This is a genomic window from Caldisphaera sp., assembly GCF_023256325.1.
GTDB lineage: Archaea > Thermoproteota > Thermoprotei_A > Sulfolobales > Acidilobaceae > Caldisphaera.
This window is the reverse complement of record NZ_JAGDXI010000026.1, coordinates 1-25,595: the sequence shown is the minus strand read 5'-3', so window position 1 is coordinate 25,595 and position 25,595 is coordinate 1. Positions and strand designations below refer to the sequence as shown.

Genomic DNA, 25,595 nt, shown 5'->3' with positions numbered 1-25,595 from the left:
TTCTATACATCATAGGTTCCACAATTTTTCGTCTAAAACTAAAAAATTTAAAAAGCGATATAGATTTTAATTATAAAAGGATAATTGTAAATGTACCAATTTAATATATAATATTATAATAATTAATTTTATAATAAAAACTCTTATATTTTAATGTAAAGCCAAATCAACAACTTTGAATTATAAAATTATATAAGATGTGTTGAAAAGCAAACAGGGCTTAGTGAATTTAATACTTTATTTAATAGATAAAACGTTTTTCAGAAAAGGAAATAAAAGCTTGTTTGCATTTATTAATTGGTGATATAATTGGTATTAAAAAGACAAGCTTCACATGCAGGATCGTTTTATCCATTAAATAAAGATGAGCTTATTAAATCAATAGAAAATAGCTATTTACATAAACTTGGTCCAGGAAATTTACCAAAGGTAGGAGAAAGAAAAAGACAAAGTATTGGTTACATGGTTCCTCATGCAGGCTACATATACAGCGGACCAATTGCAGCTCACAGCTATTTTAATATAGCAGCTGAAGGAAAACCAAAAGTATTTGTGATAGCAGGACCTAACCATACAGGTCTTGGAGAAAATGCATCTATATGGAAAGAAGGACTTTGGGAAACTCCTCTGGGTGATGTTGAAATAGATAGTGAAATCTCAAAGCTTATAGTTTCTTATTCAAAATATTTTTCTTTTGATGAGGAAGCTCACCTATATGAGCACTCTGTAGAAGTCCAGATACCTTTTTTACAGCAACTATTTGAAAATGTAAAAATAGTTCCAGTTGTAATTAAGCTACAAAATGAAGAAGTTTCTTTAGACCTAGCTAATGCTTTGTACAAAATAATAACAGAAAATGGGGTAGACTTAATCTATATAGCTAGTAGTGATATGAATCACTACGAACCCTATGATGTTACTTATAAAAAGGATGAGATGGCATTAAAGAAGATTGAGGAATTAGATACAAATGGATTATTTAAAGTATTAGATGAAAACAACATAACTATGTGTGGTCCTGGGCCCGTTGGAGCATTACTGTATTTAGGAAAAAAGATGAACTCTAAGGTTCAAATATTAAAACACGCTACATCTGGTGACATTACTGGAGAGAAGGATTGGGTCGTTGGATATGCAGCAGCAAAAGTTATAAATTCATAAAAATATCTTCAGATGAAAATTTAAATTGAAATCAGATTATATTTTATATGAAGATGATATGCAATGAAGCTCAAATCTTACTCATCGGCAGTTATTTTGGGTTTTCCAATACCAGATACATCTAACCCTTTTATTGCTGTTCCTACAAAAGAACTAGTGTTTAATATAAATATAGAAAAATGCAACAAACCAATTGTATTATTTGATAATTTTCCTAACGAAGTAAAAGAGTATATATTAAATTATTGGAAAAAATTAAATGAAGGATTAAACGAAAATTTATGTGCAAAGGTTAATTTGGAAGAAAATCTCAAAGGCTCTACATATTCTGGATTGTATGCAGTTACAACCTCTTTGCTCTTGTATTCTTTAGGAAAATATAACAATGAAATTTTAGAAGAGGATGAAATAATAGAGCTTACTAGGATAACTGATAATGTTAAAGATCCTTCATGGAGTTCAGTTCTAGATTCGTTGAGATTTTCATCTTTAACAGGAAAATCAGTAGTATATAGGAACGATGAAGAGAACTCATCATTAACGAAAGTTATATTCCCAATAGAGTTTAGAAGCATGATTACATTAAATCAAAAATTAACGAGGGATTTATTGGGAAACGATGTTTATGGATCATTAACTCATCTCATGGGAATTTCAGTATTAGAAGCATCTATTAGGCTTAGAGAATCAAACAACTTTAGAGAAGTTTTTAATATATTTAGGCCAATAACTGATGCAATATCAAAAATAATGTGGGGATTAGACAGCAATGAAAATTGTTTTTATGTTCCTGGTTTACCTAATACTGCTGAAAAGATATGCATCTAAAACATTTATATTTAATTAATTTAGAATTTTATTAGGGATTAAAATTGAAGTGCAAATCTGTTGTAATAAAACTTGGAGGAAGTCTAATTACAGACAAATCGTCTCCAAGAACTATAAATTGGGATTCATTAAATGATTCTATTTTACAAATATATAAATATTATAAAGAAAGTAATGCGAAAATAGTTCTTGTACATGGAGGAGGGAGTTTTGGTCATTATGAAGTTGATAAAATAAGGAAAACCAGGAATGTAATTGATTCTTTTTCAACATCTTTAATTCAGGAATCTATGTTAACGTTAGCTTTAGCAGTACTAAAATCTTTAATAAACTCTGGAATTCCTGCCTCTCTACATCCAGCACATACTATATGTAAAAGCAATGCAAAAGATTGTAATTATTATCCAATAATAAATGATTTAAACAACGGGTTAATACCAATTACTTATGGTGATGCTGTTTTTGATGGAGAAGGGAAAATTATTAGTGGAGATGATTTATCTGTTCAAATTTCAAATATTATAAATTCTGACTGTTTAATTTTTGCGACAGATGTAGAAGGAATCTTAGATGAAAAAGGCAACCTAATAAGAGAATTAAGGAGAGATCAAAATATAAATATTATAAATAGGAATGTTTTTGATGTTACAGGTGGTATTATAAATAAAATAAATAAGGCTTTTAATTCAAAGTCTAATAACATAAGAATAGTATCGGGCAAAAAAATCTATAACGCTTTAAATGGAGAAGATATTGGAACAAAAATCATAAGCCTTTAGTTTTTTCCCAATAGCTTATTATTTCCTCAGACTTCATAACTATAAGCATTTTCTTCATATTAGCTAAAGACCTTTCGTGCGATTCTTTATCAGAGGATGAAACAGCATCTTCAGCAATCACAGGTAAAAAACCTAGGTTAAATGCATCTCTTGCACTAGATTCGACTCCAATTTCAGTTGCAATACCGGTAAAAACTAAAGTTGTAATTCCTGCATTTCTAATCATAAGCTCAAAATTAGTCCCAACAAATATGCTTGCTGTGTTTTTATTTATTACGATTTCATTTTTCTCTGGTTTAATTGCCAATTCGTACAAGTTAGGATCATTACCCCATGAAGCTTTTCTTCCCCATCTTGATAACAGAAATTTTCTTACAGGCGATTCAAACCTTTCTGGTAAGGGCGTTATTTTAGTATAAAATATAGGAATATTTAGAGACCTGGCAGAATTTATTAAATTGTTTAAAGAGTTCATGAACTGCTCTTTATTAAAAATTCCTTGAACTAACATGTTTTGGACGTCCCATACAATCAAAGCAGAATTACTTGGCTTAAACAGTTCTTCATAAGAATTGTATTCACTCATTACTACCACCAAAATATATATGTAGCTTAGATATATAAATATGTATCATATAGTTTTTCTATATGAAACTTTTTAAACCTTTCTCTATTTAATGAATGTAGTGATTAAGTTGAAATTAATACCTACAATTATTTTCATTATAATGTCAATAGCAGGAATTGGTGCTGCACTAACATCTTATTATTACGTTTATATGGCTAACACTTCACCACCTGCTTGTCATTTTAGTGGAAACATAACGAGTAGTGGTATTGAATTAAACTGTTTAAACGTACTTAAAAGTTCATATTCTTCTCTTAGGTTAAATTTTGGAGTAAAAGTTAATGCAAACTTTGATGTTTTAGCAATAATTTATTTCAGTGTTAGTCTTATACTTTCACTTATGATGCTTTTTACTTATTATTCAGTAATAGCACAATTTATTTGGTCTATAATAGGAGCAAGCTTCATACCATATTTAGTTTACTTAGAAATATACGTTATAAGATCCATATGTATTTATTGTACAACAATGCATATATTGATAATTTCGCAGGTCTTATTATCTTTATATTACATTAAATCAAAAAAATTAATTTAGGTTATTTCATTAATTTACTTTTGTTTCTTATAGAAATTATAGTACCATAGGCTATTATTACAACCCCAACTATACCTAATATAATGCTTAAAAATATTGATAGATACGAAGGCCATAAAACAATCCCCACGATTGCATATCCAATTCTTATAGGAACTGTATAATTGTTAGCTATTGTAATTGTTCCATTAGTTGTCGAAGCTGCTATCCAAATATTGTTACTTCCTGCCTGTGATACATTTTGTCCATTTATTAGAACTTTTAATGGATTTGAAGAATTGTAAATAAGTAATTTACCTTGACTTATGGATATAGATATGCTTTGATTAGGAGCCAGCAAATATGTTGATGAATTGATTTGTTTTTGAGCTTGTTTAAGGGAATTGGAAAAAGTAGACTCCAGAGCATATGGAGAAACAATAAACAATAAAACTACTGCAACTGCTAAAATAACTATCCCTATTGTAAATAATCTCCTAGCACTTGGCATTTAATTTACCTCAGATTATTTATAGAGAAAAAAGATTATAAATATAGTTTATTTAGTCCTTATCAAAAAGCCAGAAAATCCTATCGCCCAAATTAAATTTGGATAAACTATTAATCTTTCCATGCCACCATAATTAAATGGACCATAAATATTAAATATATATAATATTAGAGATACAAGTCCTATGCTTCCCATTATTGGCCATGCCAAATTTTTGTTTGATTTATATTTGAAAGCAGCATAAGATGATAAGGAAGCAAAAAGAAAAACTATTAATGACATTATAGTATGTAAATGATAAGGAGAATTTTCAGGGAAAAAACCAACTCCAGCAGCACCTATTCCTGATAATAATAAAAATATCTTTAAGATTTTCCCTTCTAACAAGAACCCAGATATTATCAACAAGAAACCCATTACAATTATTGATGTGTTGAATATATAGGCAGTACTGCCAACACCTAAATCACTTATGTAATTTTTTGAAATACTATATCCTGGATATAATGATTCCGCAATCATCATAAATATGAAAAATTGAGCAACACCAATAAATATGAGATATCCAGATATTTTTTCTTTGTTCATGGTTGTACACCATTGAATAAAAATATTTTTAGAAATTTAAATCTTTCTATAATTTTATATAATAAATTTTTATTAAAAGCTGCTAACAATCTATAAAAAGTTTTTACTCGGTATTTCTTATTAATTTATTAATATTGTCAATAATTTATATTTAATTGAAAAATAAAAACAATAAGAAAAAAAAAGATTATGGTAGAACGTAACCTATCGATCCAGCAAAAGCTAATATTAAAAACAAGAAACCATCTATAGTCGAGAATATTCCTGCTATTTTTGCATAAGTTGACTTACCAGTATATCCATGAATTGATAGAAACACAGTAACTGGAACTAAGAAGTATAGTATTATTGATATGAATATTAAACCGTGTATAGCTGTATATGTTGCAAACATAGCAAAAATTATGCCTGTATACCATAAAGCATGTTGAATTATATACATATTAGTTCCACCTAATATTAATGCTATTGATATCATCCATAGTAACAAAACAAATGCAGCAGCAACAGTTGCATCAAAAACAGCTGCGTCTTGAATAACAAAAGCCAATGCAAGTGTCTCCATTATTGCGCCACTCAATATAACTATACCAAAATCCTTAGGATTATTTTTAGTCCCACCAACACCCATATTAACAAAACCTATTATTAAAGTCATAACTCCTGCTTCCCAAAAAAGAGTATTCATAGCTGTGTTAGCTAATGCACCCATTTTTGTTTCACCTCTAATATTAAAAAATTAATGTAATATATAAATTTAACTATATCAAAAATATTATATACAAATTTCCCACAAACATCTAACTAGTTGTAAAAAACTAAATGTTAAAAAAGAAATCTGTTTATTCTCCAATTAGCTTTTGAGAGATTTAGGAAATCTGATCAACATCAATAATATTATTACAGCTATAGCAGATGCAGCAACTAAATCGCCAATCATTCTCAACCAAATTAAATTCTGAACTACCTGGAGATTCCAGAACCCAATATTACCATTTGGTGTTGTAATTGTTTTTATATACCAAAAACCATACTTTAGCTCGTAAATCCACTGCAAAATTCCCAATGGTAACAAAGAGATTAAAGCCTGGAGGTAAAATCCAACAGTATAAATTATTGATGCTATGCCTAAGTACTTTAAATCTCTTTCTGTAAATCCTCCTGATAATGTATAAGCGACTACCCACATTAATATAGTTGGTAATCCATAGGCTAATGGAAATGCCAAGTGAGCATGAGCCATCGTAAATTGTAAGTCATGGGTAAAATAATTAATTATAGGGGCATTAATCAAACCAGCTCCAAAAACTATTACCCCAGCGCTTCCACCTATTCCTGCAGCTAAAACAAACGTTATCAAGGTTTTTTGGAACTGATTTAGATTGTTGCCCTTGTTTCTTCTAGCTGCTAAAATTACGTAACCCATAGCCATTCCTAATGGTATGGCCTCTAAAACACTTAGTATAGCGCCTATGTACATCCATATAACAGGAAATCCAGTCCAATAATAATGATGAGCTGTACCGATCATGCCAGTAAGTACTTCTGTTACTGCATCTATAGTTACAACAGTTTTTGCTAGACCTGCTGGAATTAGACCTTGTAAAACTAATAGTAATGCAAGTACAGCTATTACAATACCTGGCCAGAAGCCTTCTACATTTGCATGCACAAATATCCACCTGAAGAACTCATCTTCTGTAAAATAGGGAAAAGGTTTTACAATTGGTAATGCTCCAACAAAAATACCTATTGCATCACCAGCAAGTAAGTATGATAGTACTTTGGCGAAGGGCTTAAGAAGATCAACTGTCAATTTAGACGCTTTATAAAATAAATACGAGACGTAGCCTAAAAGAGCGGTTATTAACAATAACCAGAAAGAACCGACTTCTATTACATCCCTACCTTGTGCTCCAAATATAAACCACCATGGAGATGGTATTAGCTGCAGATAGCTTGCCCATAATCCGAACAAAGAACCTAATGCAGTTACTACACCCAATATTATAACGGTAATCATTGTTTTCCTAGATATATTTAATCCAAAGTATGGCAAAACGAATAGCGAAAAAATTACCCATGTTAATGAGATCCAATATATGGCCAACCATATATGTAAGCCCCTTGCAACATTAAACGGTAAAATAGATAGAAGATTTAAACCATATAATACACCCGTAGAATAAAGATGCATAACATATGCTCCTAATAGACCTTGTACTCCAGAACCCAAGGCAGCTATAAGCATGACCCATAATGCTAATTTTTGGGTTTTATTGGGTTTAGGTAAATCAATTTTTACAATAGGATCATTCCAATGCGAAATTAATTCCTTAATTATATAGATTATAAGAGGTATTCCAACAGCAAAGATAGCACCTATCATTGCAAATGTAGAAAAATAAGCGTTATTGCTCGGCGTAGTTAATCCTATTGTATAAGGAAAACCATTCGTATAACCCATAATTGAAATTATTGCAGACCATGTAAAGTATGCGGTCAAATCTTTTATTATAGTTTTATTTGTTATCAAATTGGGTTTTAATCTATATTGAGATGAGTTTGATCCTAAATATATAGAATAATAATTAATTGCATAATTATAAGCGTTAGCAAAATCATTGCTAACAACTATTGTATTATTATTTTTATAATATATTGGATCTAAATAATTTTTAATCTCATTAAGTTCGGTTGAGTTATAATTTGAAGGCATATTGCCTTGTGATATTGGATCTAAATATAGCTGCTTTGCTGTATAATCTTGAAATAACCTTAAGGTATAACCAGTAAAATCTATACCAAAATATGATCCCATACCTTCAATGCTACCGTAATCCATAAGTCCATACTTTTGGAAGTAGTATTTTCCCATAATTATTTGTTGTTTAGTAAAAAGGACAGTACCGTTTTGTGATATTACCTCATTCGGAACTGGAGGGAAATTTCTAAACGTATACGCATATAAGGCAAAAGCAAATATAAACACAAATATAACTGCTACTAAAACAATTTTAGTACTTCCGTTTTCCATTATGTTCACCAATTAATAATTAAGGTTAAATATATTTAGGCAAGATCCTAACCTTTTAGGAAATCTAAATAAAAAAATAAATTTTAGTAATTAAAATTTTAGTAGGGGTTAAATTGGTTAAGCTTGTAAAGGCTCAAATAAAGATTTACAGAGATGATTGCGAGGTAACTAATGAGATTTATGAAAGAGGAATTAAATTTAAACATTTAAAAGTTAGACCCGGATATGAGGAGAGCATTCATATAATAAAATTTGAAAACCCGATAGATAGAAATTCTATTAGGGGACTCAGAAACATTTCACAAATCGATAGCAATACCATATTAGCTATTACAAAAAGTTGCAGTGCTTGTAAAGTTATGTCTCTAGTAAATCTACTAATATTGTCAGCAGAACCTGGTAACAATAACAGTATAGTTTATACGGTATTAGCAAAGAATGATCAACTAAACGATGCCATAAAAGAGATCAAAGATAATGGACTAAAAGTTGAGATATTAAGTAAGGAGAGATACGAAAACATTGATTTAAGCGAAAAGCAAATTAAAGCAATTATAACAGCATATAAAATGGGATATTTTTGTAAGGATAGAAAAGCAACGCTAACTCAGGTTGCCCAAAAGCTTAATGTAAAACCATCATCGCTTGAGGACGTTTTAAGAAGAGGATTAGAAAAAATCTTAAGTAATTACTTTTTAGAACAAGGCCTTATGGATGAAGATGATATTGAGAGCAATAGGTGTTGATAAAATCAATAAATGATATATAAATATACTAATTAAAACGAACAATATAGATGAATACATACCTATTCTTCCAATTTTCTTTATTTCTTTAATATTAATAATTTTATTACCAGAAAGAGATAAAGCAATCAAAGGAAATAAATACAGCGTAACCAAGTAATAATTTCCAGAAATTAAATAAGTCAATGCAATAGCTATTACAATTAGAGATAATGTGTAACCAATAATTTTAATTTTATCAATCTTCCTAAAAGGTAGCTTATATTCAACTATAGAAGCTAAAGTTAAGGTAAACATAATCCACGATAATATTATAAGAAATTGATAGGTTTTCACATAAGATATCATTGATAACCAAACTAATGACATAGATGACAAGAAACTGCTACCTGAAATGTTAGTTAAGACGTATTTTTTCCTTAACGAAGACGCTAAATAAATAATCAATAAAGATACAGGTAGAATCAAATATAATGTTAATTTAACTAGAATAATATATGGTATTAACAATACTGTAACCAAAGCAATATCCTTTACTTTAATTTTATTTATTCTTAACCTTAAATAATTAAAGCAGTAAATATCAATAATTGCATTAATTATAACTATTAATGATATTATAGAAATTTTCGATGATAGTCCAAGAGATAATACTAACGATAATATTAAAGAAGACATTAATCCATGCGCCATTGGTGTTTTCTGCATTGAATATCACGATTATTAAAAAAATAATAAACCTAAATTTACCTTAGCCTAATCTTTAAGGCAAAATAGGATAGGTTTTTATTTTTGAGAAAGTAATAATAAAATAGGTGATAAAAGTGGGAAATGTAGAATTTCCTAGCAAAGAATGGGCAGAAATTTTTTGTAAAAAAATTAACGAAAACAATAACTATAGAAACGTTGCTAAAGGTTGGAAGTGGCCTCTGATGTTTAAGGTGACAGGCTTATCTGATGAATTATTGAAAAAGTTCCCCAGTGGGAATATAGGTATTAAGTTAGATTTATTTGAAGGACAATGTAAAGGCGCCGAATTTTATGAAGATTCTACAAAAGGGAACGCTGATTTCATATTAACAGCATCGTTCGATAGCTGGATGAAAATACTTACAGGAGAACTTAATCCTGTTACCGCAATTTTACAAGGAAAACTTAAATTAGAGAAAGGATCCATGGCAACGGTGATGAGATTTCCTTCAGCAGCAGTTGAATTAGTAAAATCAGCTCAAGAGGCTTCTAAATAAATTAATATATTTTATTTAATATATCTTTTATTTCATCTATTGTAGGAGAAATTGGATTAAAAGCAAGATCAGGATCCCTTAAAGCTAAATCAGCAATCTTATCTATGCTACTTTTATATGTCTTTTCATCTATTGCTATTTCACTTAATTTCTTAGGTTGTCCAATTTTATTATATAAGTCTATTAAATGCTCTGTCAAGTTCTTTTTTATTTCAAATCCATCTAACTGTTCTAATGCAATTTTTATTTCATCATACATTTTCCCTGCATTTTTATCTTTATAATTAAAATTTATTACATAAGGCATTACTATTGCTACAGCCATACCATGAGGAATATTAAATAATGATCCCAAAGGATGCGCTATAGCGTGAACTAAGCCTACACCTGAATTAGAAAATGCTATACCAGATAACGTGGCAGCAAGGTGAAGATAGTTAAGCGATTCCTCATCATCCTTATTTTCTACAACTTTTGGTAAGTATTTAAAGAACATTCTAGCAGATTGAATAGCTATTCCCTCTGATAATGGATTAGAATTAATTGATACTATACCTTCGATATCGTTTGCCAATCCATCAATAGCGGTTATAATTAGCTGCTTTTTCGGTAAAGTTTTTAAAAAATTTATGTCTAAAATGCTCTCGTAAGGAACTAAATCATAATTACCTGATGCGTATTTAATTTCGTAATTATTTTCTTTTATTTTCAAAACAAAAGCAAAGCTAGCATCACTTCCTGTTCCGGCTGTAGTTGGTATTGTAACTAGTAATGGGAATTTATTTTCTAAGTTTAACGAAACAAATGGAGAAATATCTTCGCTTTTTAAATCAGGTCTCAGTAATTTAACCCTTAAAACTTTAGATACATCAATGACGCTTCCTCCACCAATAGCAACAATAAGATCTATATTTTCTCCTTTAATAAACTCATAAATATTATTAACAGTTTCTATATTAGGCTCCGGACTTATATCATAATATAGTCTTACATTTATACCATTTTTAGCTAATCCTTCTTCAATCTTTTTAAAGTAATCTGTACTTCTTATTACCTTATCAGTTATTATTAGAATATTCTTTAAACCATAGCTTCTAGATAAATTTAAAAGCTCTTCTAAGGAATCTGCATTATAAATAATCTTTCTTGGTAAAACAAGAGACACCATTTTAAACACCTTATGAAGGAATTTCGACCCCTTCTAGCCAAATTCCAGCTAATATTTCAAAGTGTGGTGGTATTACATTTTTATCTACGACCACATTTATTACAGATGCTTTCTTCGATTCTATAGATCTTTCCAATGCGGGTTTTATTTCATCTGGTTTTGTAATATATTCTCCATGACATCCAACAGCTTCAGCTATTAAATCATATCTTATCTCAGAAAAATCAACGCCTACATGTCTGTTGCTATAATATAATGTTTGACCAGCTTTAATCATTCCCCATGCGCTATCATTTAATACAATAAAAGTGATTTGTAATTTTTCTCTGCATGCAGTTTCAAGATCAGCTATATGAAATCCAAAAGCTCCATCTCCTGATATTACATAAACTTGTTTATCTGGATTTGCAAGCTTAGCAGCTATTGAGAAGGGTATTCCAGAACCAAGATGGCCTGAATCTCCACTAGCAGTGCTGAAATAAGTATAAGGTAAATAAACCTTATTCAGATATGATGCCCATACGGTAGTGTTACCGCCATCGATTACTGCTATAGAATCTTTAGGGAAAAACTCCCTTACTTCTCTTACAACCCTTAAAGGATGTATTGGTATAGAATCAGAATAAGAAAGATCTTCCATATTTTTTAAATATTCTCTTTCGGATTCTTTATATTTTTCAAGCTTTTCTGGGTAATCTTTCTTCGGTGGTATAATTTTTTTAATTGCTTCCAATAATTGGCTTAAAACTACTTTTACATCACCGATAATACCTATATCAACAGGTCTATTTAATCCTATATCATCACCTGTGATATCTATGTGAATTGTTTTTTGATTACTGAAATCACCCCATGCAGGAGGCTTTCCCCAATAATCTAGATCTCCAAGCCTTGATCCTGCTATTAATATAACATCAGCCTCTGTTTGAGCTTCTAATGCTCCTGGTAATGAAGGTAATAGTAACGAAGGATAATCCTCAGAAATACTACCTCTTCCACCAATCGATGTAGTTACTATAGCTTTTAGATAATCAGCTAACGCTTTAGCTTCTTCAACTGCGTTAGCTCTTAAAATACCTCCTCCTAGGTGAATCAAAGGCATTTTAGCCTTAGCTAATAATTTTGCTGCTTCATCTATTAAAAAAGGATTACCTGCAGGAGGTACTATTGGTCTATAATTATCTGGTTTTAGCAAAGATACACTGCTTTCATCACCTGTTTGATATAGCACATCCACAGCTACATCTAAATGAACTGGTCCCGGTCTGCCAGTTAGAGCTTTTCTAAAAGCCCATTGAACCAATTCCGGTATTCTATTCCACTGACTTATATAAGCGTTCCATTTTGTTACAGGCTTTAACAAATTAATTTGATCCAATGCTTGCATCGATCCATGATCTGGATAAGATTTCCATGATTGATTTTGAGCTGTTATAATTATTATTGGTATACCTTCAGCGAATGCAGGATAAACACCACCTATTAAATTAGCTGCTCCAGGGCCAACAGTTGCTATCACAACTCCAGGTTTGTTTGTAACTCTAGCATATCCATCAGCTGCATGCGCTGCGGCAGCTTCGTGATGAAATGTTATAAATTTAATCTTGTCATCGTTATAAAATGAATCTAATAAAGGATATAATTGATCTCCAGGTACACCAAATACATATTTTACTCCTTCATTAACCAAAATCCTTTTAATTAATTCTCCACCTGTAATTTTTCCCACAAAAGTTCACCAATCTTATTGTATACAAAGAAAAATAAAATACTTTATCGAATACAAAGAAATAATAATAAATTTATTTATTATAAACTAAGTCTCTAGATATTTGACCTGTTACACAATGAATACTTCCTCCCCCTTTGACAACTTCATCCATTTTAACTTCTATTACATCAATTGCATTTTCTTCTAGGATTTTTCTCACAGCATCACACCCTTCTGCTAAAAGTATTTTATTGGGCTCTAATGCAACGGTGTTTAAACATAACCTTGTTTTGAAATCTTTAGAAACATCAGAATATTCTACTGTTACTATATTAAAACCAAGATTTTTTAATTCGTCAGCAACTTCCCAAGGGAACATTTGTTTAATAGTAATAAGAGTGTCTTCATTAATTTGGGACACATATTCATCTATGTGAATTCTACTGATAGGGGTTTGTATAACAAATATGTTTTTAAAACCATTTTTTTGCAATAATGAAATAAATGCTTCTACACCGCTTTTATTATTTCTTTCACCAATTCCAACCAATGCTACATCATTTCTAATAATTAGTGCATTTCCTCCTTCAAAGATTTCATTGTTTTGCATTTTTTTCACTATAGGAATATTTAACTTCTTTAATGATTCCTCATATACGCTTTCTTCTCCTCTTCTAACATCGTATTTAAAGTTAGAAATTATTGCACCTGAAGGTATCATTAAAAATGGATCCCTAGCATAAACAGCATTTGGTTTATCTTCTAAACCTTGAACTATATTTACCTTAACACCTTCGTTTTTATATATTTCAATTAAATCTATTATTTCTTTTTTAAACTCCTCAATATTAACAGTGGAATTAAATAAATATTTACGATAATTCTCTTCATTTACGATTTCCAGCTCTTTCCCAGGGACATGCATCATTACTTCTCTTAATTTCCCTACCTCTGAGTCTAAATAAATCATGCACCTCAATCCTCCCTCCAATTATAAAATGTAAAAAGAAATATATAAAACAGCCTAATTATAAAAATTGGGTTTATTAACTCATTTAACATCTTTAAAGAATAAATAAAAACCTATTGTGGATATAGTATATAAAACAGCTGTAATAAAGAACGGAAGATTTAAATTACCTAAGTAAAATAAATATCCCCCAATAAATGGTCCAAAAGATCTAGGTATAGAATCTATAAGGTTTATTAGACTTTGACCTCTTGCCCTTTCATCATAAGGTATTAAATTTAAAACAAAAGAACTAAATATAGGCCCTGTCATGTTCATAAATGTGTTCCTTAATACGAATATTAATGAAGCAAGATAGAATGAGTTAGCCAATGGAAGTAATATTAACAAAATTATACCTATTATATGGGTATAAACGATTGTTTTAACTCTTCCTAAATGCTTTGAAAGCTTTGGGGAAAATAACGTTGATACAGCTAATATTCCATTAGATATTGCAAATATTGGACTTATTTCTGCTGCCGTTTTAGCAAATTTTAAATAAAACCATAAAGATATTATCGGCAGTATTAAACCTGCCCCTAATCCAACTAAGGATTCAAAGGACAACTTCATTACATTTTTAAATGATTTCAATCTAAAATCTAATTTACCTCCTTTGTAATCTTCTTTTATTAAAGAAATTAATGACAACGATATTAATACAATAAATAAGTTCAAAAGTATTATATATCTTAATTTTATAAACATAGGCAATAATGAACCAACTACCGAAAGAAAAGTGCTAATAGAATAAGATAAACTCATATTTTTATCTAAATTTAGAGATTTTTCTGCTAATAAAGCCCCAGTTAGTCCGCCTCCACTCATCAAGCTAACTATTAATAAACCATATGGAAATTTAAGAAAAAGAAGCAAAAAACCTACTATAGATATAGATCTACTAATTAAAGCAAATTTTTTTCTACCAAAAGCATCCCCTAGAGTAGAAAAAATAATTGATAAAAATGATCCAATTAACATTTGCCCTGTTATCAATAAACCTATAAGTGCCGCATTTAAACCGAGATCTTTAAGATATAAAGGATTTACAAGCTGAGAAGAACCAAAAATTAATCCATTAACTGACATTGCTGCAATCAGTAATTTTTCATCTCTTCTCATTATTATCCAACTCTTTAAACCTTGAAATCCCATTAATATTGCTGATCACATTGTTAATACATATAAAACAAAATTATATCCGTTTATATTATTACCAATATAAAATTTGTTATTAATTTCCTTAAGAATAAATTTCTATAATAAAAACTTTAAAGGTTTAATTATTTTAATTTGTTAATTTTTCTCAAATAATCAGCCACATCATCTAAACCAAGCTTCTTTAAAGTTTCCTCTTTAATATATCCAGTCTCTTTGTCCCAACCAAAACCTTCGTAGGCTTCTTCCAACAATTCATTAGGCTTTTCAACCTTAAGCCCTTTGGCTGGTCCAGATAATATCGGAATTTCCATCCTTTTCGGTAGCTTATCGTGTGACTTTTCAAGACCTTCTCTCAAATTAAAAGCCCTTTTTAAATTCCATGATCTTTCTCCTGCTTCGAAAATTTGTAATGGTGTTAAATTAAACCCTGTTAATGAAGAATAAAGAGCTGCTAACCTTTTAGGTGAAAGAGAACCTGTTTCATTAGTAGCTGCATAGAAATTACAATATCCAAGACTATTGATAACTTCGCCATATAAAGCTATAACCCTATATGCTTTTCCTCTATTAACTCCTACCTCTTCTAGTCTATCTGGCAACGGCCAAGGAAGTCCTACATCTCTTAAACCACTATCAACTCCCATCATATCATAAGATGGATATATTGGATGTTCATGGCAAGCTCCTCTTGGTCCAACAGAATATTGTATAGCTAAAAACTTAGATTCAACTCTTGGATCGTGCGCTGGAAACTCAAGTCCCTTAACATGGTTAACAAGATCTTCTGAACCTTTTCCAATTTTCTTTGCAGCCCAATAACTTCCTTCTGCCAATAAATTGCCAAAACCCTTTCTATACGCTATCATGTCAACTAGTGTTAAGAAAGTTTCTGCATCTCCCCATTTTAATTTAATTCCGCCTGTTTCCTTTTCCGTGATCATTCCCATCTCATAAGCTTCTATTGCCCATGATATCGTATGCCCCAGAGTAATAGTATCAATACCATAATTATTGGCCATATAATTATACCTTATTATAGCTTCCATATTATCTATCATTGGCATGGCCCCACTCATATCAACAGTTTCATATTCTGGACCTTCGTTTGGTGGTGTTGCAAATGGACCAGCTGCAACGTACGAATATCTGCTACATCCAATTGTACAGCTGTAACAAGCTCTCCTTTTTATCATATAATTGTTTTCTAAATAATCTGCTGATATTTTTCTTGCTTTATCAAAATAACCTGTCCTAAAATTTTGTGTTGGGAGACCACCCATAGCATTTAAGCCCATTAAACCCCCTACAGTTCCGTGAGCTCCCATTGCTCTATTGCCCGGATCGCTTATTATTGCATTTTCCGCTTCATAGCTTAATGAAATAAATTTTTCTGGATCATATACCCTTACGCCATATCCACCCGCTGCAACAATAGCCTTTAATTTTTTTGATCCCATAACAGTACCTCCACCACTTCTTCCTGCCGCCCTATCATAGTCATTCATTATTGATGCATATTTTACGAGATTTTCCCCACCAGGGCCTATTGTAGCTATAGAAATGTCTTTCGCTCCTACTTCCCTTTTTAATGTATCTGTGGTTTGATGTACAGTCATTCCCCATAAATGGGTAGCATTTCTAATTTCTGCATTTCCTCCCTCTAAATAAAGGTAAACTGGTTTCTCAGATTTTCCCTTAACTATTATCATATCGAATCCACTAAATTTTAAAAAGGGACCAAATTTTCCTCCCGATCTCGTTTCACCCCAAAAGTTAGTTTGAGGTGATTTAAATGCCCAAAATATATTTCCACTTCCTGGTGCGAGCGTTCCTGTCATAGGTCCTGCGGTTGCTATCAATAGATTATCAGGGGATAATGGATCTATTAATGGAACTTGCTCATCCCACATTATTTTTGCAGCAAATCCGAGACCACCAATATATAGTTTTGCCCATTCTCTTTTCAAATCATCAATAATTATTTTATTTTTACTTAAATCAACCCTCAATATTTTTCCTGTATATCCATACCATTCGTCCATTTATATCGCCTCCCTTGTTCTTGGAGATGGATATGGGACTATTGGCACCATGCCTTTCTTTTGTAATTCCGCAAAGAAATATCTTTTATAATATGCCGCATCATTTGCCTCTAGATAAGCCAAAGCTCCTTCAGGACATGCCTTAACGCATTGTGGGTCTCCTCCACAAAGATCGCATTTAACCGCTTTCTTTTCAATATGATCTAATGTTATGACCCCATAAGGGCATACTACAATGCAGTTTGTGCAACCATCGCATTTATTTCTATCTATTATAACAGCATATGTATTAGGATCTCTATATATTGCGTTTTCCGGACAAACACCTGGCATAGCGCAAAGACCGCATTCAATGCAAAATGTTGGCGCATCTAAGGGTTCATTTTCTAGCCTAACGACATGAATTGCTGATAAAGAAGGATCTATTATATTAAAATGTTCAAATGAGCATGCTTCTTCGCATCTTCCACATCCTGTACATCTATCAGGAATAGCCATTAGCATCTTTACCAACAAAACCACCATTTTAATTTAGATAACCAGAAAATATAACTCTTATTACTATGCTGATATTTATCTAATTTTTATTGTTATATATTATAAAGGATTAATAAATTTTATATTAGTAATAACTTTATTATAAGATTCTTTTTGATCCACAACTTTACCGCCTAATCTTATTATTAAATCGTTAAATATATCGAATTCTTGCTTTAATCCATTATTTACTATTTTGTTAACTTCTCTTATATCAAAATCGTAAGATAAATAATGACCGGATTTTTCTAAAAATGTTGGTGATGGTATAATTAATTTAGCATAATATTTTGCGCTCGTATCTATAATAGGTGTTATTTCAGTTATAAAATCTACATTGCTTAATGATTTAATTAGTTCGTCTCTATTAATCGAATTCGCTATCAAATTATTTCCTATTATTATTAAAGTTTTTAAATTTCTAATGATATCGATGATTTTATTATTTGTTTTTAAATTTAGATCATCTTTATTTGTTAAATATAGATGCTCTATTACATTACCATTGCTAAACAAAGGTATTAAATAAACTTTTGCATAAAATGATTTCATTATTAAATATAAGTTAAAAAGTTCTTCTGCTATATAATTATTGAATTCGAAAAATAATGCCACTGGTAACTTATTAATAATTTTTAAAATATTTTCAGCTATTTCTTTTATTTCATTATCTAAATTATATGATTTTATTTTATTCAAAAAATTATCAAAATTTTCAAAATGTTCTTCTAAATATCTTTTATCGTAATTTTCTTGGGAAATTATTAGAAATTCTAATGCCCTAAATAAATTTATCATTTTTTCTTGGGAAACTCTTGAATAAAAGTCGGATTGCTCATGGATGGACCTATAATCATTTACATCATCTATTGAAATTAAATTTAATTTTCCTTTCTCCATATTATCTATTAAAATTGAAGAAATTGTAGGATGATGCTTTTCTATATCACCTATAGCTATTATAGTTCCTAAACTTTGTATATCATTAGCCTTTATTATTTTCTCTTTATTTAAATTAGATAAGTATTTCCTAACCGAGTAACCATAATTAAGTTCAATAATATCGAAAACATTATTAGTTTTAATAACATCTTTTGCGATTAGATTTAATAAATAATGTTCTTCCAGTGAAATTCTATTTGCTAGAATAATTCCAACACTGTTTGGTCCATAATTATTTACTGTTTCTTTAATTCTATTTGATAAAATGTCTAGTGCTTCATCGTAACTTATTTTTTTCCAACCATTCTCAGACCTTTGCAATGGAAAATATATTCTATCATTGCTATAATAAAGGTTTTCCCATTGGTATTTGCCTACTATACAGCTTGCTGAAAGCTTTAATTTTGATTCATTACCATATATCATAACAGGTTTTCCATTAGATACACCAACTTTAATGGGGCAAGTGATTGAGCAAAGAGTACATGATGAATCAATAAATTCATTTGGATAGCCATATTTTATTACAAAAGCATCCTCAATTGCCCCAGTTGGGCAAACGTCTATACAACTTCTGCAGCTAATACAAGAACTTTTTCCTAGTTTATCTCCTTCAGCAACTATTAATGTGTTAAAGCCTCTGTTAATGCTTCTCCAAACTAATTTTCCTATAACATCCTCACAAACCCTAACACAATTGTAGCAATTAATACATCTGTTCATATTGACATAAATATAAGGGTGACTTGTATCATAAAGTTTTTTATCTTCTTCATATTTGTAACCATCAAGACCGTATTTATTCATCAATTCATGAAATTTTTTATAAGGATATTTATCTTTATATCCTTTAGGATAATTTTCAGCTAATAATTTTAAATTCGTTTTTCTTAGCTTTTCAATTTCATCATCGTCAGTAACTATTTCAATACCATCTTCTATAAAATTGTTACAAGAAGTAACTATACCTTTGCCTTTAACTTTTACCAAACACAACCTACATGAACCAAACGGAGATAACCTTTCATCATAGCATAGAGTTGGTACATCAAACCCTTTATCTTTTAAAGCATTTAATATTGTGATTTTTTTATCATAAGTATATTCAACTCCATTAATTTTCACTTTCATTTTACCACCTCATTATTATATTTATTTAAAATCGAAAATGTCACTTCTCCAGCTCCTATTCCTAGACCGCACAAACTAGTACGCCTTAAAGATTCTAAAATGTCATATACATCATTTAATTCGTTTTTATCAAAAAACCCCTTAGATATTAAATCTCTTAATTTTTTAGTTCCAAGTCTGCATGGAGTGCATTTGCCACAAGATTCGTATGAAGCAAAATCCAATATTTCATATAACAATTCCGATATGTTGGTTTCCTCATTAAATGCTATTATGTTTCCATGACCTAAAGAAGAACCAATTTCTCTAAGCTCTTCATAACCTAGCCTAGTATTAAGCTCATCTGGCATTATTATACCAGATAATGGTGCTCCTATCAATAATCCTTTTAATGTACCTCTTTTAAGACCTCCTGCATTTTTAATTATTTCTTCTAAAGTTATGCCAAATTCAACTTCATATAGACCCGGCTTTTTAAATAAAGAATTGAGCGATATAAGTTTAGTTCCTCTGCTTTTTGAGAACCCAAATTCATAATATTTACTTCCTCCATTACTAATAATATAAGGGATATTTGAAAGCGTTTCAACATTATTGACGACTGTAGGCTTTCCGAATAAACCCTTTTCTGTTGGATATGGAGGTCTAGAAGTAGGTTCTGGCCTTCTGCCCATAAGGGCATTTATTAACGCAGTTTCCTCTCCTACAACATAGCTTCCTTTTCCTATTTCTACATTAATTTTTGGAATTGTAACATTTTTCTTTTTAAAATAATTCTTTATTTCTATTAAAGCGCTTTTAATTCTATATAAACTTTTGGGATATTCCCTCCTTATGTAGAAATAAATCTCATCAGCTCCAATAGCGTAAGCTGCTATTAATGCACCTTCAATAACTAAATATGGAGAAAATTCCATAAGAAATCTATCACTGAAAGCTCCAGGATCACCTTCATCTCCATTAACAATTAGATATTTTTTCTTTTCTTTCTTATTATAAGCCGATTCCCATTTAATGCCTGTAGGAAATCCGGCTCCTCCTCTACCTCTAAGGCCTGATCTCTTTACTTCATTTATTACATCTATTTGGTTCATAGATGTAATAGCATAAGTATATGAATTCATACCTCCTAATTTTATGTAATCATTCAGGGTATCTAATTTACTATTCAGAAATTTACTTAGAATAGGCTCCCTCGATAGAACTTCAATCATTGGATAAGATTCTTCATGAGTAGAAGAAGGTGATAAATAACATTTACCCAAACAATAAGTCCTTGGATATTGATCTTTTGCCTTATTCCAATAGTTTGGTTTTTCACTCCTATTAACAAAACAAGATAACCCCCTACAATATTCTTCTGGCAATTCTTTATCTGAAAAAGTGTAAAATGTATTTATTTCTGTTTTAGGAAGATTAATTCTGATCATTTGACCCACACGTTATTAAGATATTTCAGAAAATAAAAACATTTTACTTTCTAACCAAGGATATTAATTAAATTAATTTTATTTTATAATTAGCTAACCTACTCTCGTCCTAAAGGACATGGCTTACCATTCGTTTGTCATAATGAGAATGATTGCGAATATCTTAATTTGATAAATATTATAATTGTTTACAATACCAAAGTTTTTAATTTATTCTTTATTTATACATATGGGTGTATAGTGTGATCAAAAAAAGGAATTTTACGATAGATGATATACTTAAACTAACTTCCATTAACGAAGTTAAGATATCTTCCTCAGGTAATATAGCTATATCTTATACTAAATCCGACTTAGAGAAAAACAAAAATAATAATTACATTCATATAATAAAAAATAACAATAAAGAAATTTTTTTGACTAGCGGATCAGATTCTTCACCTAGATGGTCTCCAAATGGAGAAACTCTAGCTTTTTTAAGTAAGAGGGGAGAAAATGAAAACAGCAAAGGTCAAGGGATTTATATTTATAATTTAGAAGGAGAGCCAAAAAACATATCTTGGTTTAAAAATGGAGTCTTAACTTTAGAATGGTATGATAATGAAAACTTGATAGCTATTGTCCCAGAAAACGACAAATATTATGACAATGATGGAGATTATATATCAACAGATAGGCTACCATTTTGGATGGATGATACAGGATTCGTTGGGACCTATATCTACACTCTTTATTTTATTAACATTAGTTCAGGTTACGTTAAAGAGCTAAAAAAAGAAGAAAATTATATATATCCTACATCTTTATGCTCATGCAATAAAAACATATTTTATTCTACACCTATTGATATAAGGTTTCCTTATAAGCATAAGCTTGTTAAAATTAATCCTGAAAGTGGTGAAGAGAGCACTTTATTGCAAGGGTATTTTATAGAGAGCCTTGCATGCATAAATAATAATTTATATGGATTGATACATAACAATGAAATAGGTATTTCAAGCCATTTTAAACTTTATAGAATTGATGATAATAAAGCTGATTGTTTAACGTGTAATAAAATTGATAGAAACATACAATCAATAATAGGCCAATATTCAAATGGCATTGCACTGCAAATCTACGATAAAGGATTTTCGAAAATAATTTTATTTAATGATAATTTTAAAGAAATAGTAAGCAATGGTTTTGTTTTAGCAGGAAGCTCTAATAAAGATACGTTAGTATATGTTTATGCTGAACCAACTAAGGCCATGGAGGTATATAAATTAGATAATAAAGGGGTTCGAAAATTAACTTCATATAATGATTTCTTAAATGATGTAAATCTATATGAACATAAACACGAAGAAGTTAATGTTAATGGTAAAAAAATTGACGGCTGGATAATTATGCCAGAAGGAAATGATAAGAAACCTTTAATATTATATATACATGGCGGGCCTAAGGGTATGTACGGTTATAATTTCTACCCAGAAATGCAACTTTTTGCATCTAATGGCTATGCAATTGTCTTTGCAAATCCCACAGGCAGTGATGGTTATGATGAAAAGTTCGCAGATATAAGAGGAAAATATGGTGAAGAAGATTTTAATGAATTAATGAATTTTCTAGACTATATCATGAAAAAATACAACATTGACAAAGATAGGATGGCAGTCACTGGTATAAGTTATGGAGGTTACATGACTAATGTATTTATAACAAAGACAAATTTATTTAAAGCGGCTGTTAGTGAAAATGGTATTGCCGATTGGATTTCTGATTATTATGCTTCTGATATAGGATATTTCTTTGATCCAGATCAAATAGGTAAAACACCTCACGAAAATCTTAATGAATATATAAAGAAGAGTCCATTCTATCATATAAACAACGTAACAACACCTGTTTTATTGATACACAGCAATCAAGATTATAGATGCTTTATCGATCAATCACTGGCTATGCATATATCTCTTTACATGAATAATAAGGAAAGCAGAATTGTTTTATTCACAAAAGGAAGTCATGGCCATAGTACAAAAGCGGAACCAAGACATAGAAAGAAAAGATATGAAATTAAGCTTTCTTTCATAAATGAAAAACTTAAAAAATAATTTTTAAGGTTTATTAACCCTTATTTTTATTATTTGCTATAATTATTATCCTAAAATATATATAATATATTATAATTCAAAGCGAAACATTTAAAAACTGCAACAATTATGTATATTTTAGACCAAAATGGTGGGAAAATGTTAAGTGGGAAATATTATAAATCTGTATCTAAAAGTATCTTAGTAGTAGTTTTAATAATAATTATTGTAGTGGGAATATCAGTCGCTTTAATGCTTTCAAAAAAGCCTCAAACTACATCAACTTCTCAAACTACATCAACTTCTAGTAGTACAACTAGTACGATAGAAAATTCTCTTTCACCACCGCTACCGGAAAGCTATTCTGCTTTAACTAATGTGCCTATAATGGTTGAAATAAACCAAGTTCAAAATGGATATTATGCAATGTTATTCGATGGGGCAGGAAATGAATATAAAGTTACTTCTCAATATACAAACGTTACATTCAATTATCCTGGACAATATTTAATTTATTATAATTTATATAACAGCAATGGAGCATATGTAGGAAGCTCGTTATCAAATTTAATAGAAATAATAGTAGCTCCAAATGTAAATTCATCGTATGCTCCTCTAATTACTGTTCCTGTGATAACATCAAATAAAGGTCCTGTGATAAATGTAGGAGAAACTGTTACATTAAACGCAGGATATTTACAGCCCCCATCAGGACAAAATATTACTATAAAAGAATATGTTTGGAACTTAGGAAATGGAACAGTCTTAACAATACCATCAGTTAATGCAACTGGCTACATAATACAGATAGTTAAAACTGGCTCAGGAAATACAACATACCTTGCCCCTCAAGAAAATCCAATAAACATTACATTCACTAAGCCAGGATTATATCCAGTTAGCTTAACTATAGTGACTGAAAATGTAAGTAATGGAAAATCATATAATTATACAACATATAAAACTTTTGCTGTTTATTCAAGCAATTATCCATTTAATCTATATTCACCTCAAGTTTCAGTGCCAAATCAAGGAGTAATTGTTGATGCAGAAGTAGTTCCAGGTGGTCCATTTACATTTGATCCGGACCTATTTCCAGATACAGTTAGCAACGAAATAATAAACAATGTATATGGGGCCCTATTATGGTACTATCAATCAAGCATAAGCAAGTTTGTGCCAATGATAGCTGAATATATACCCACTGTTGGCAATTGGTCTAACGTAACAGCTAGATACACTTATGGCGCAATTTCTCCCAATTATACAGTATACATTTTCAAAATAAGACCTGGTTTAAAGGCATCCAATGGAGATCCTATAACTGCATATGATGTATGGTATAGTATGATAAGGGCATTAGTATGTGCTGGAGGTATACCGGCAGGTTCAGGTACAAACTTAGCGCCTTTTACTGTACCAAATTATACACTCTTTACTTTTATTGTCACTTCACCCAACGATTCTCTAGGCGCTAAGGAAATAATGGAGTCAGTATCTTATAACAACCAAACTAACACAGTAACTTTTCATTTAATACAACCTGTGACACCTATATTTTTCTTCAATATGATGACAACATTTGATTATGTAATGGATGCTAAATGGTTAAATCAAGTTGGAGATGGATTAAACTTAACCGGCTATTATAACAACAATTATACTCAATTAGCACAATCATTTTATCAATATCAACAGACTTGTATTGCTGGTAATTATAATACAAACGTTCAATGGCCAGCTCCAAATGCTGGATTTACAGGACCATATTATATAGCATCATTTACTCCCGGACAATCAGTTGTTTTAAAACCTAACCCGTATTGGCCTAATAATGTAACATATTTCCCCAAACCAAATGAAACAGTTATAGTAGATTGGGTTAAAGACCCAACAACAGCAATAAATATGCTTGCAAGTGGACAAGCAGATATAGTTACTTTTCCAAAAAGCAGTCCAGCTCCTTACCTCCCCACTTTATTACAATTGCAAAGCCAAGGAAAAATAAAAATGTACAATGAACCATCTTTGAATGAATGGTGGTTTGCGTTTAACTTAAATATAAGCGTTCCATTATTAAAACAAATCAATCCATCTTACAGCATACCATCATATTATTTTGCAAACCCGTTAGTAAGAGAGGCATTTGCTTATGCTTTTAATTATTCAGAGTACATAAATGATGTATTAGGAAATGCCAAATATCATGTAAATCTTGGCAATCCATGGTGCGGAATATTAATACCAGGCCTTGATTATTCTATACCTCCATCAGATTTCACAGGTTGTCCAACATTTAATTTAACTTATGCAAAGCAATTAATGGAAGAATCAGGTTTTTACA

The 25,595-nt window shown here is 30.4% G+C and carries 22 protein-coding genes; 8 read left to right on the top strand and 14 right to left on the bottom strand.

Going from position 1 to position 25,595, the window contains the following annotated elements:
* Positions 1 to 309 precede the first annotated feature (309 nt).
* From amrB to Q0C16_RS03965, 3 genes are all read left to right on the top strand, one after another.
* Positions 310 to 1,161: an AmmeMemoRadiSam system protein B gene (gene amrB, locus Q0C16_RS03975; protein ID WP_292319745.1), complete on the top strand. Its 852-nt coding sequence runs from the start codon at positions 310 to 312 to the stop codon at positions 1,159 to 1,161.
* Between the two features lie 63 nt (positions 1,162 to 1,224).
* On the top strand, positions 1,225 to 1,989 hold the full coding sequence (locus Q0C16_RS03970) for a hypothetical protein (RefSeq protein WP_292319744.1): 765 nt from the start codon (positions 1,225 to 1,227) through the stop codon (positions 1,987 to 1,989).
* Positions 1,990 to 2,033: 44 nt separating this feature from the next.
* On the top strand, positions 2,034 to 2,768 hold the full coding sequence (locus tag Q0C16_RS03965; protein WP_292319743.1) for an isopentenyl phosphate kinase: 735 nt from the start codon (positions 2,034 to 2,036) through the stop codon (positions 2,766 to 2,768).
* Here Q0C16_RS03965 and Q0C16_RS03960 read toward each other — a convergent pair.
* Positions 2,755 to 3,354 carry an isochorismatase family cysteine hydrolase gene (locus Q0C16_RS03960; protein WP_292319742.1) on the bottom strand — a complete coding sequence of 200 codons (600 nt, stop codon included), beginning with the start codon at positions 3,352 to 3,354 and terminating at the stop codon, positions 2,755 to 2,757. The two genes, Q0C16_RS03965 and Q0C16_RS03960, sit on opposite strands and share 14 nt — an antisense overlap.
* Positions 3,355 to 3,454: 100 nt before the next feature.
* Between Q0C16_RS03960 and Q0C16_RS03955 the strand changes: the two genes are divergently transcribed.
* Entirely contained in the window at positions 3,455 to 3,934 is a 480-nt protein-coding gene (locus tag Q0C16_RS03955) for a vitamin K epoxide reductase family protein (RefSeq protein WP_292319741.1), read from the top strand.
* A gap of 1 nt (position 3,935) precedes the next feature.
* Here Q0C16_RS03955 and Q0C16_RS03950 read toward each other — a convergent pair whose 3' ends face one another.
* The 4 genes from Q0C16_RS03950 to Q0C16_RS03935 all read right to left on the bottom strand — a co-directional run bounded on the left by Q0C16_RS03950 (position 3,936) and on the right by Q0C16_RS03935 (position 8,049).
* A complete protein-coding gene (locus Q0C16_RS03950) occupies positions 3,936 to 4,424 on the bottom strand; it encodes a hypothetical protein (RefSeq protein ID WP_292319740.1) in 489 nt (162 codons plus the stop codon).
* 48 nt (positions 4,425 to 4,472) lie between these two features.
* Positions 4,473 to 5,012, bottom strand: coding sequence for a DUF998 domain-containing protein (locus tag Q0C16_RS03945; protein ID WP_292319739.1), 540 nt, complete (start codon positions 5,010 to 5,012; stop codon positions 4,473 to 4,475).
* A 187-nt stretch (positions 5,013 to 5,199) separates the two neighbouring features.
* Complete coding sequence (locus Q0C16_RS03940) at positions 5,200 to 5,724, bottom strand: hypothetical protein (protein WP_292319738.1); 525 nt, start codon at positions 5,722 to 5,724, stop codon at positions 5,200 to 5,202.
* Positions 5,725 to 5,865: 141 nt separating this feature from the next.
* Positions 5,866 to 8,049 (bottom strand): cbb3-type cytochrome c oxidase subunit I, encoded by a 2,184-nt coding sequence (locus tag Q0C16_RS03935; protein WP_292319737.1) that lies wholly within the window; start codon positions 8,047 to 8,049, stop codon positions 5,866 to 5,868.
* 113 nt (positions 8,050 to 8,162) lie between these two features.
* On the opposite strand from Q0C16_RS03935, the gene Q0C16_RS03930 reads away from it, so the two are divergent.
* Positions 8,163 to 8,795 (top strand): helix-turn-helix domain-containing protein, encoded by a 633-nt coding sequence (locus Q0C16_RS03930; protein WP_292319736.1) that lies wholly within the window; start codon positions 8,163 to 8,165, stop codon positions 8,793 to 8,795.
* Here Q0C16_RS03930 and Q0C16_RS03925 read toward each other — a convergent pair.
* Positions 8,745 to 9,503: a hypothetical protein gene (locus Q0C16_RS03925; RefSeq protein ID WP_292319735.1), complete on the bottom strand. Its 759-nt coding sequence runs from the start codon at positions 9,501 to 9,503 to the stop codon at positions 8,745 to 8,747. The two genes, Q0C16_RS03930 and Q0C16_RS03925, sit on opposite strands and share 51 nt — an antisense overlap.
* Before the next feature lie 116 nt (positions 9,504 to 9,619).
* On the opposite strand from Q0C16_RS03925, the gene Q0C16_RS03920 reads away from it, so the two are divergent.
* Positions 9,620 to 10,042, top strand: coding sequence for an SCP2 sterol-binding domain-containing protein (locus Q0C16_RS03920; RefSeq protein WP_292319734.1), 423 nt, complete (start codon positions 9,620 to 9,622; stop codon positions 10,040 to 10,042).
* 1 nt (position 10,043) lies between these two features.
* Here Q0C16_RS03920 and Q0C16_RS03915 read toward each other — a convergent pair whose 3' ends face one another.
* The 8 genes from Q0C16_RS03915 to Q0C16_RS03880 form a co-directional block, all read right to left on the bottom strand.
* A complete protein-coding gene (locus Q0C16_RS03915) occupies positions 10,044 to 11,210 on the bottom strand; it encodes an iron-containing alcohol dehydrogenase (RefSeq protein ID WP_292319733.1) in 1,167 nt (388 codons plus the stop codon).
* A 10-nt stretch (positions 11,211 to 11,220) separates the two neighbouring features.
* Positions 11,221 to 12,939 (bottom strand): thiamine pyrophosphate-binding protein, encoded by a 1,719-nt coding sequence (locus Q0C16_RS03910; protein WP_292319732.1) that lies wholly within the window; start codon positions 12,937 to 12,939, stop codon positions 11,221 to 11,223.
* Between the two features lie 73 nt (positions 12,940 to 13,012).
* The gene (locus Q0C16_RS03905; protein ID WP_292319747.1) at positions 13,013 to 13,891 is read right to left on the bottom strand and encodes a dimethylarginine dimethylaminohydrolase family protein; all 879 of its coding nucleotides are present in this window, start codon (positions 13,889 to 13,891) and stop codon (positions 13,013 to 13,015) included.
* Positions 13,892 to 13,972: 81 nt separating this feature from the next.
* The gene (locus tag Q0C16_RS03900; protein WP_292319731.1) at positions 13,973 to 15,088 is read right to left on the bottom strand and encodes an MFS transporter; all 1,116 of its coding nucleotides are present in this window, start codon (positions 15,086 to 15,088) and stop codon (positions 13,973 to 13,975) included.
* Between the two features lie 128 nt (positions 15,089 to 15,216).
* Positions 15,217 to 17,136, bottom strand: coding sequence for an aldehyde ferredoxin oxidoreductase family protein (locus Q0C16_RS03895; RefSeq protein ID WP_292319730.1), 1,920 nt, complete (start codon positions 17,134 to 17,136; stop codon positions 15,217 to 15,219).
* Positions 17,137 to 17,640, bottom strand: a complete 504-nt coding sequence (locus Q0C16_RS03890; RefSeq protein ID WP_292319746.1) for a 4Fe-4S dicluster domain-containing protein — start codon at positions 17,638 to 17,640, stop codon at positions 17,137 to 17,139.
* Positions 17,641 to 17,733: 93 nt separating this feature from the next.
* On the bottom strand, positions 17,734 to 19,746 hold the full coding sequence (locus tag Q0C16_RS03885; protein WP_292319729.1) for a molybdopterin-dependent oxidoreductase: 2,013 nt from the start codon (positions 19,744 to 19,746) through the stop codon (positions 17,734 to 17,736).
* Positions 19,743 to 21,176, bottom strand: a complete 1,434-nt coding sequence (locus Q0C16_RS03880) for an NADH-ubiquinone oxidoreductase-F iron-sulfur binding region domain-containing protein (RefSeq protein ID WP_292319728.1) — start codon at positions 21,174 to 21,176, stop codon at positions 19,743 to 19,745. Before Q0C16_RS03880 ends, Q0C16_RS03885 begins: the two co-directional genes overlap by 4 nt.
* 242 nt (positions 21,177 to 21,418) lie before the next feature.
* Here Q0C16_RS03880 and Q0C16_RS03875 point away from each other — a divergent pair, with 242 nt between their 5' ends.
* Both Q0C16_RS03875 and Q0C16_RS03870 read left to right on the top strand, forming a co-directional pair.
* On the top strand, positions 21,419 to 23,272 hold the full coding sequence (locus Q0C16_RS03875; protein ID WP_292319727.1) for a S9 family peptidase: 1,854 nt from the start codon (positions 21,419 to 21,421) through the stop codon (positions 23,270 to 23,272).
* Between the two features lie 138 nt (positions 23,273 to 23,410).
* A partial coding sequence (locus Q0C16_RS03870; RefSeq protein ID WP_292319726.1) for an ABC transporter substrate-binding protein occupies positions 23,411 to 25,595 on the top strand: 2,185 nt, incomplete at its 3' end.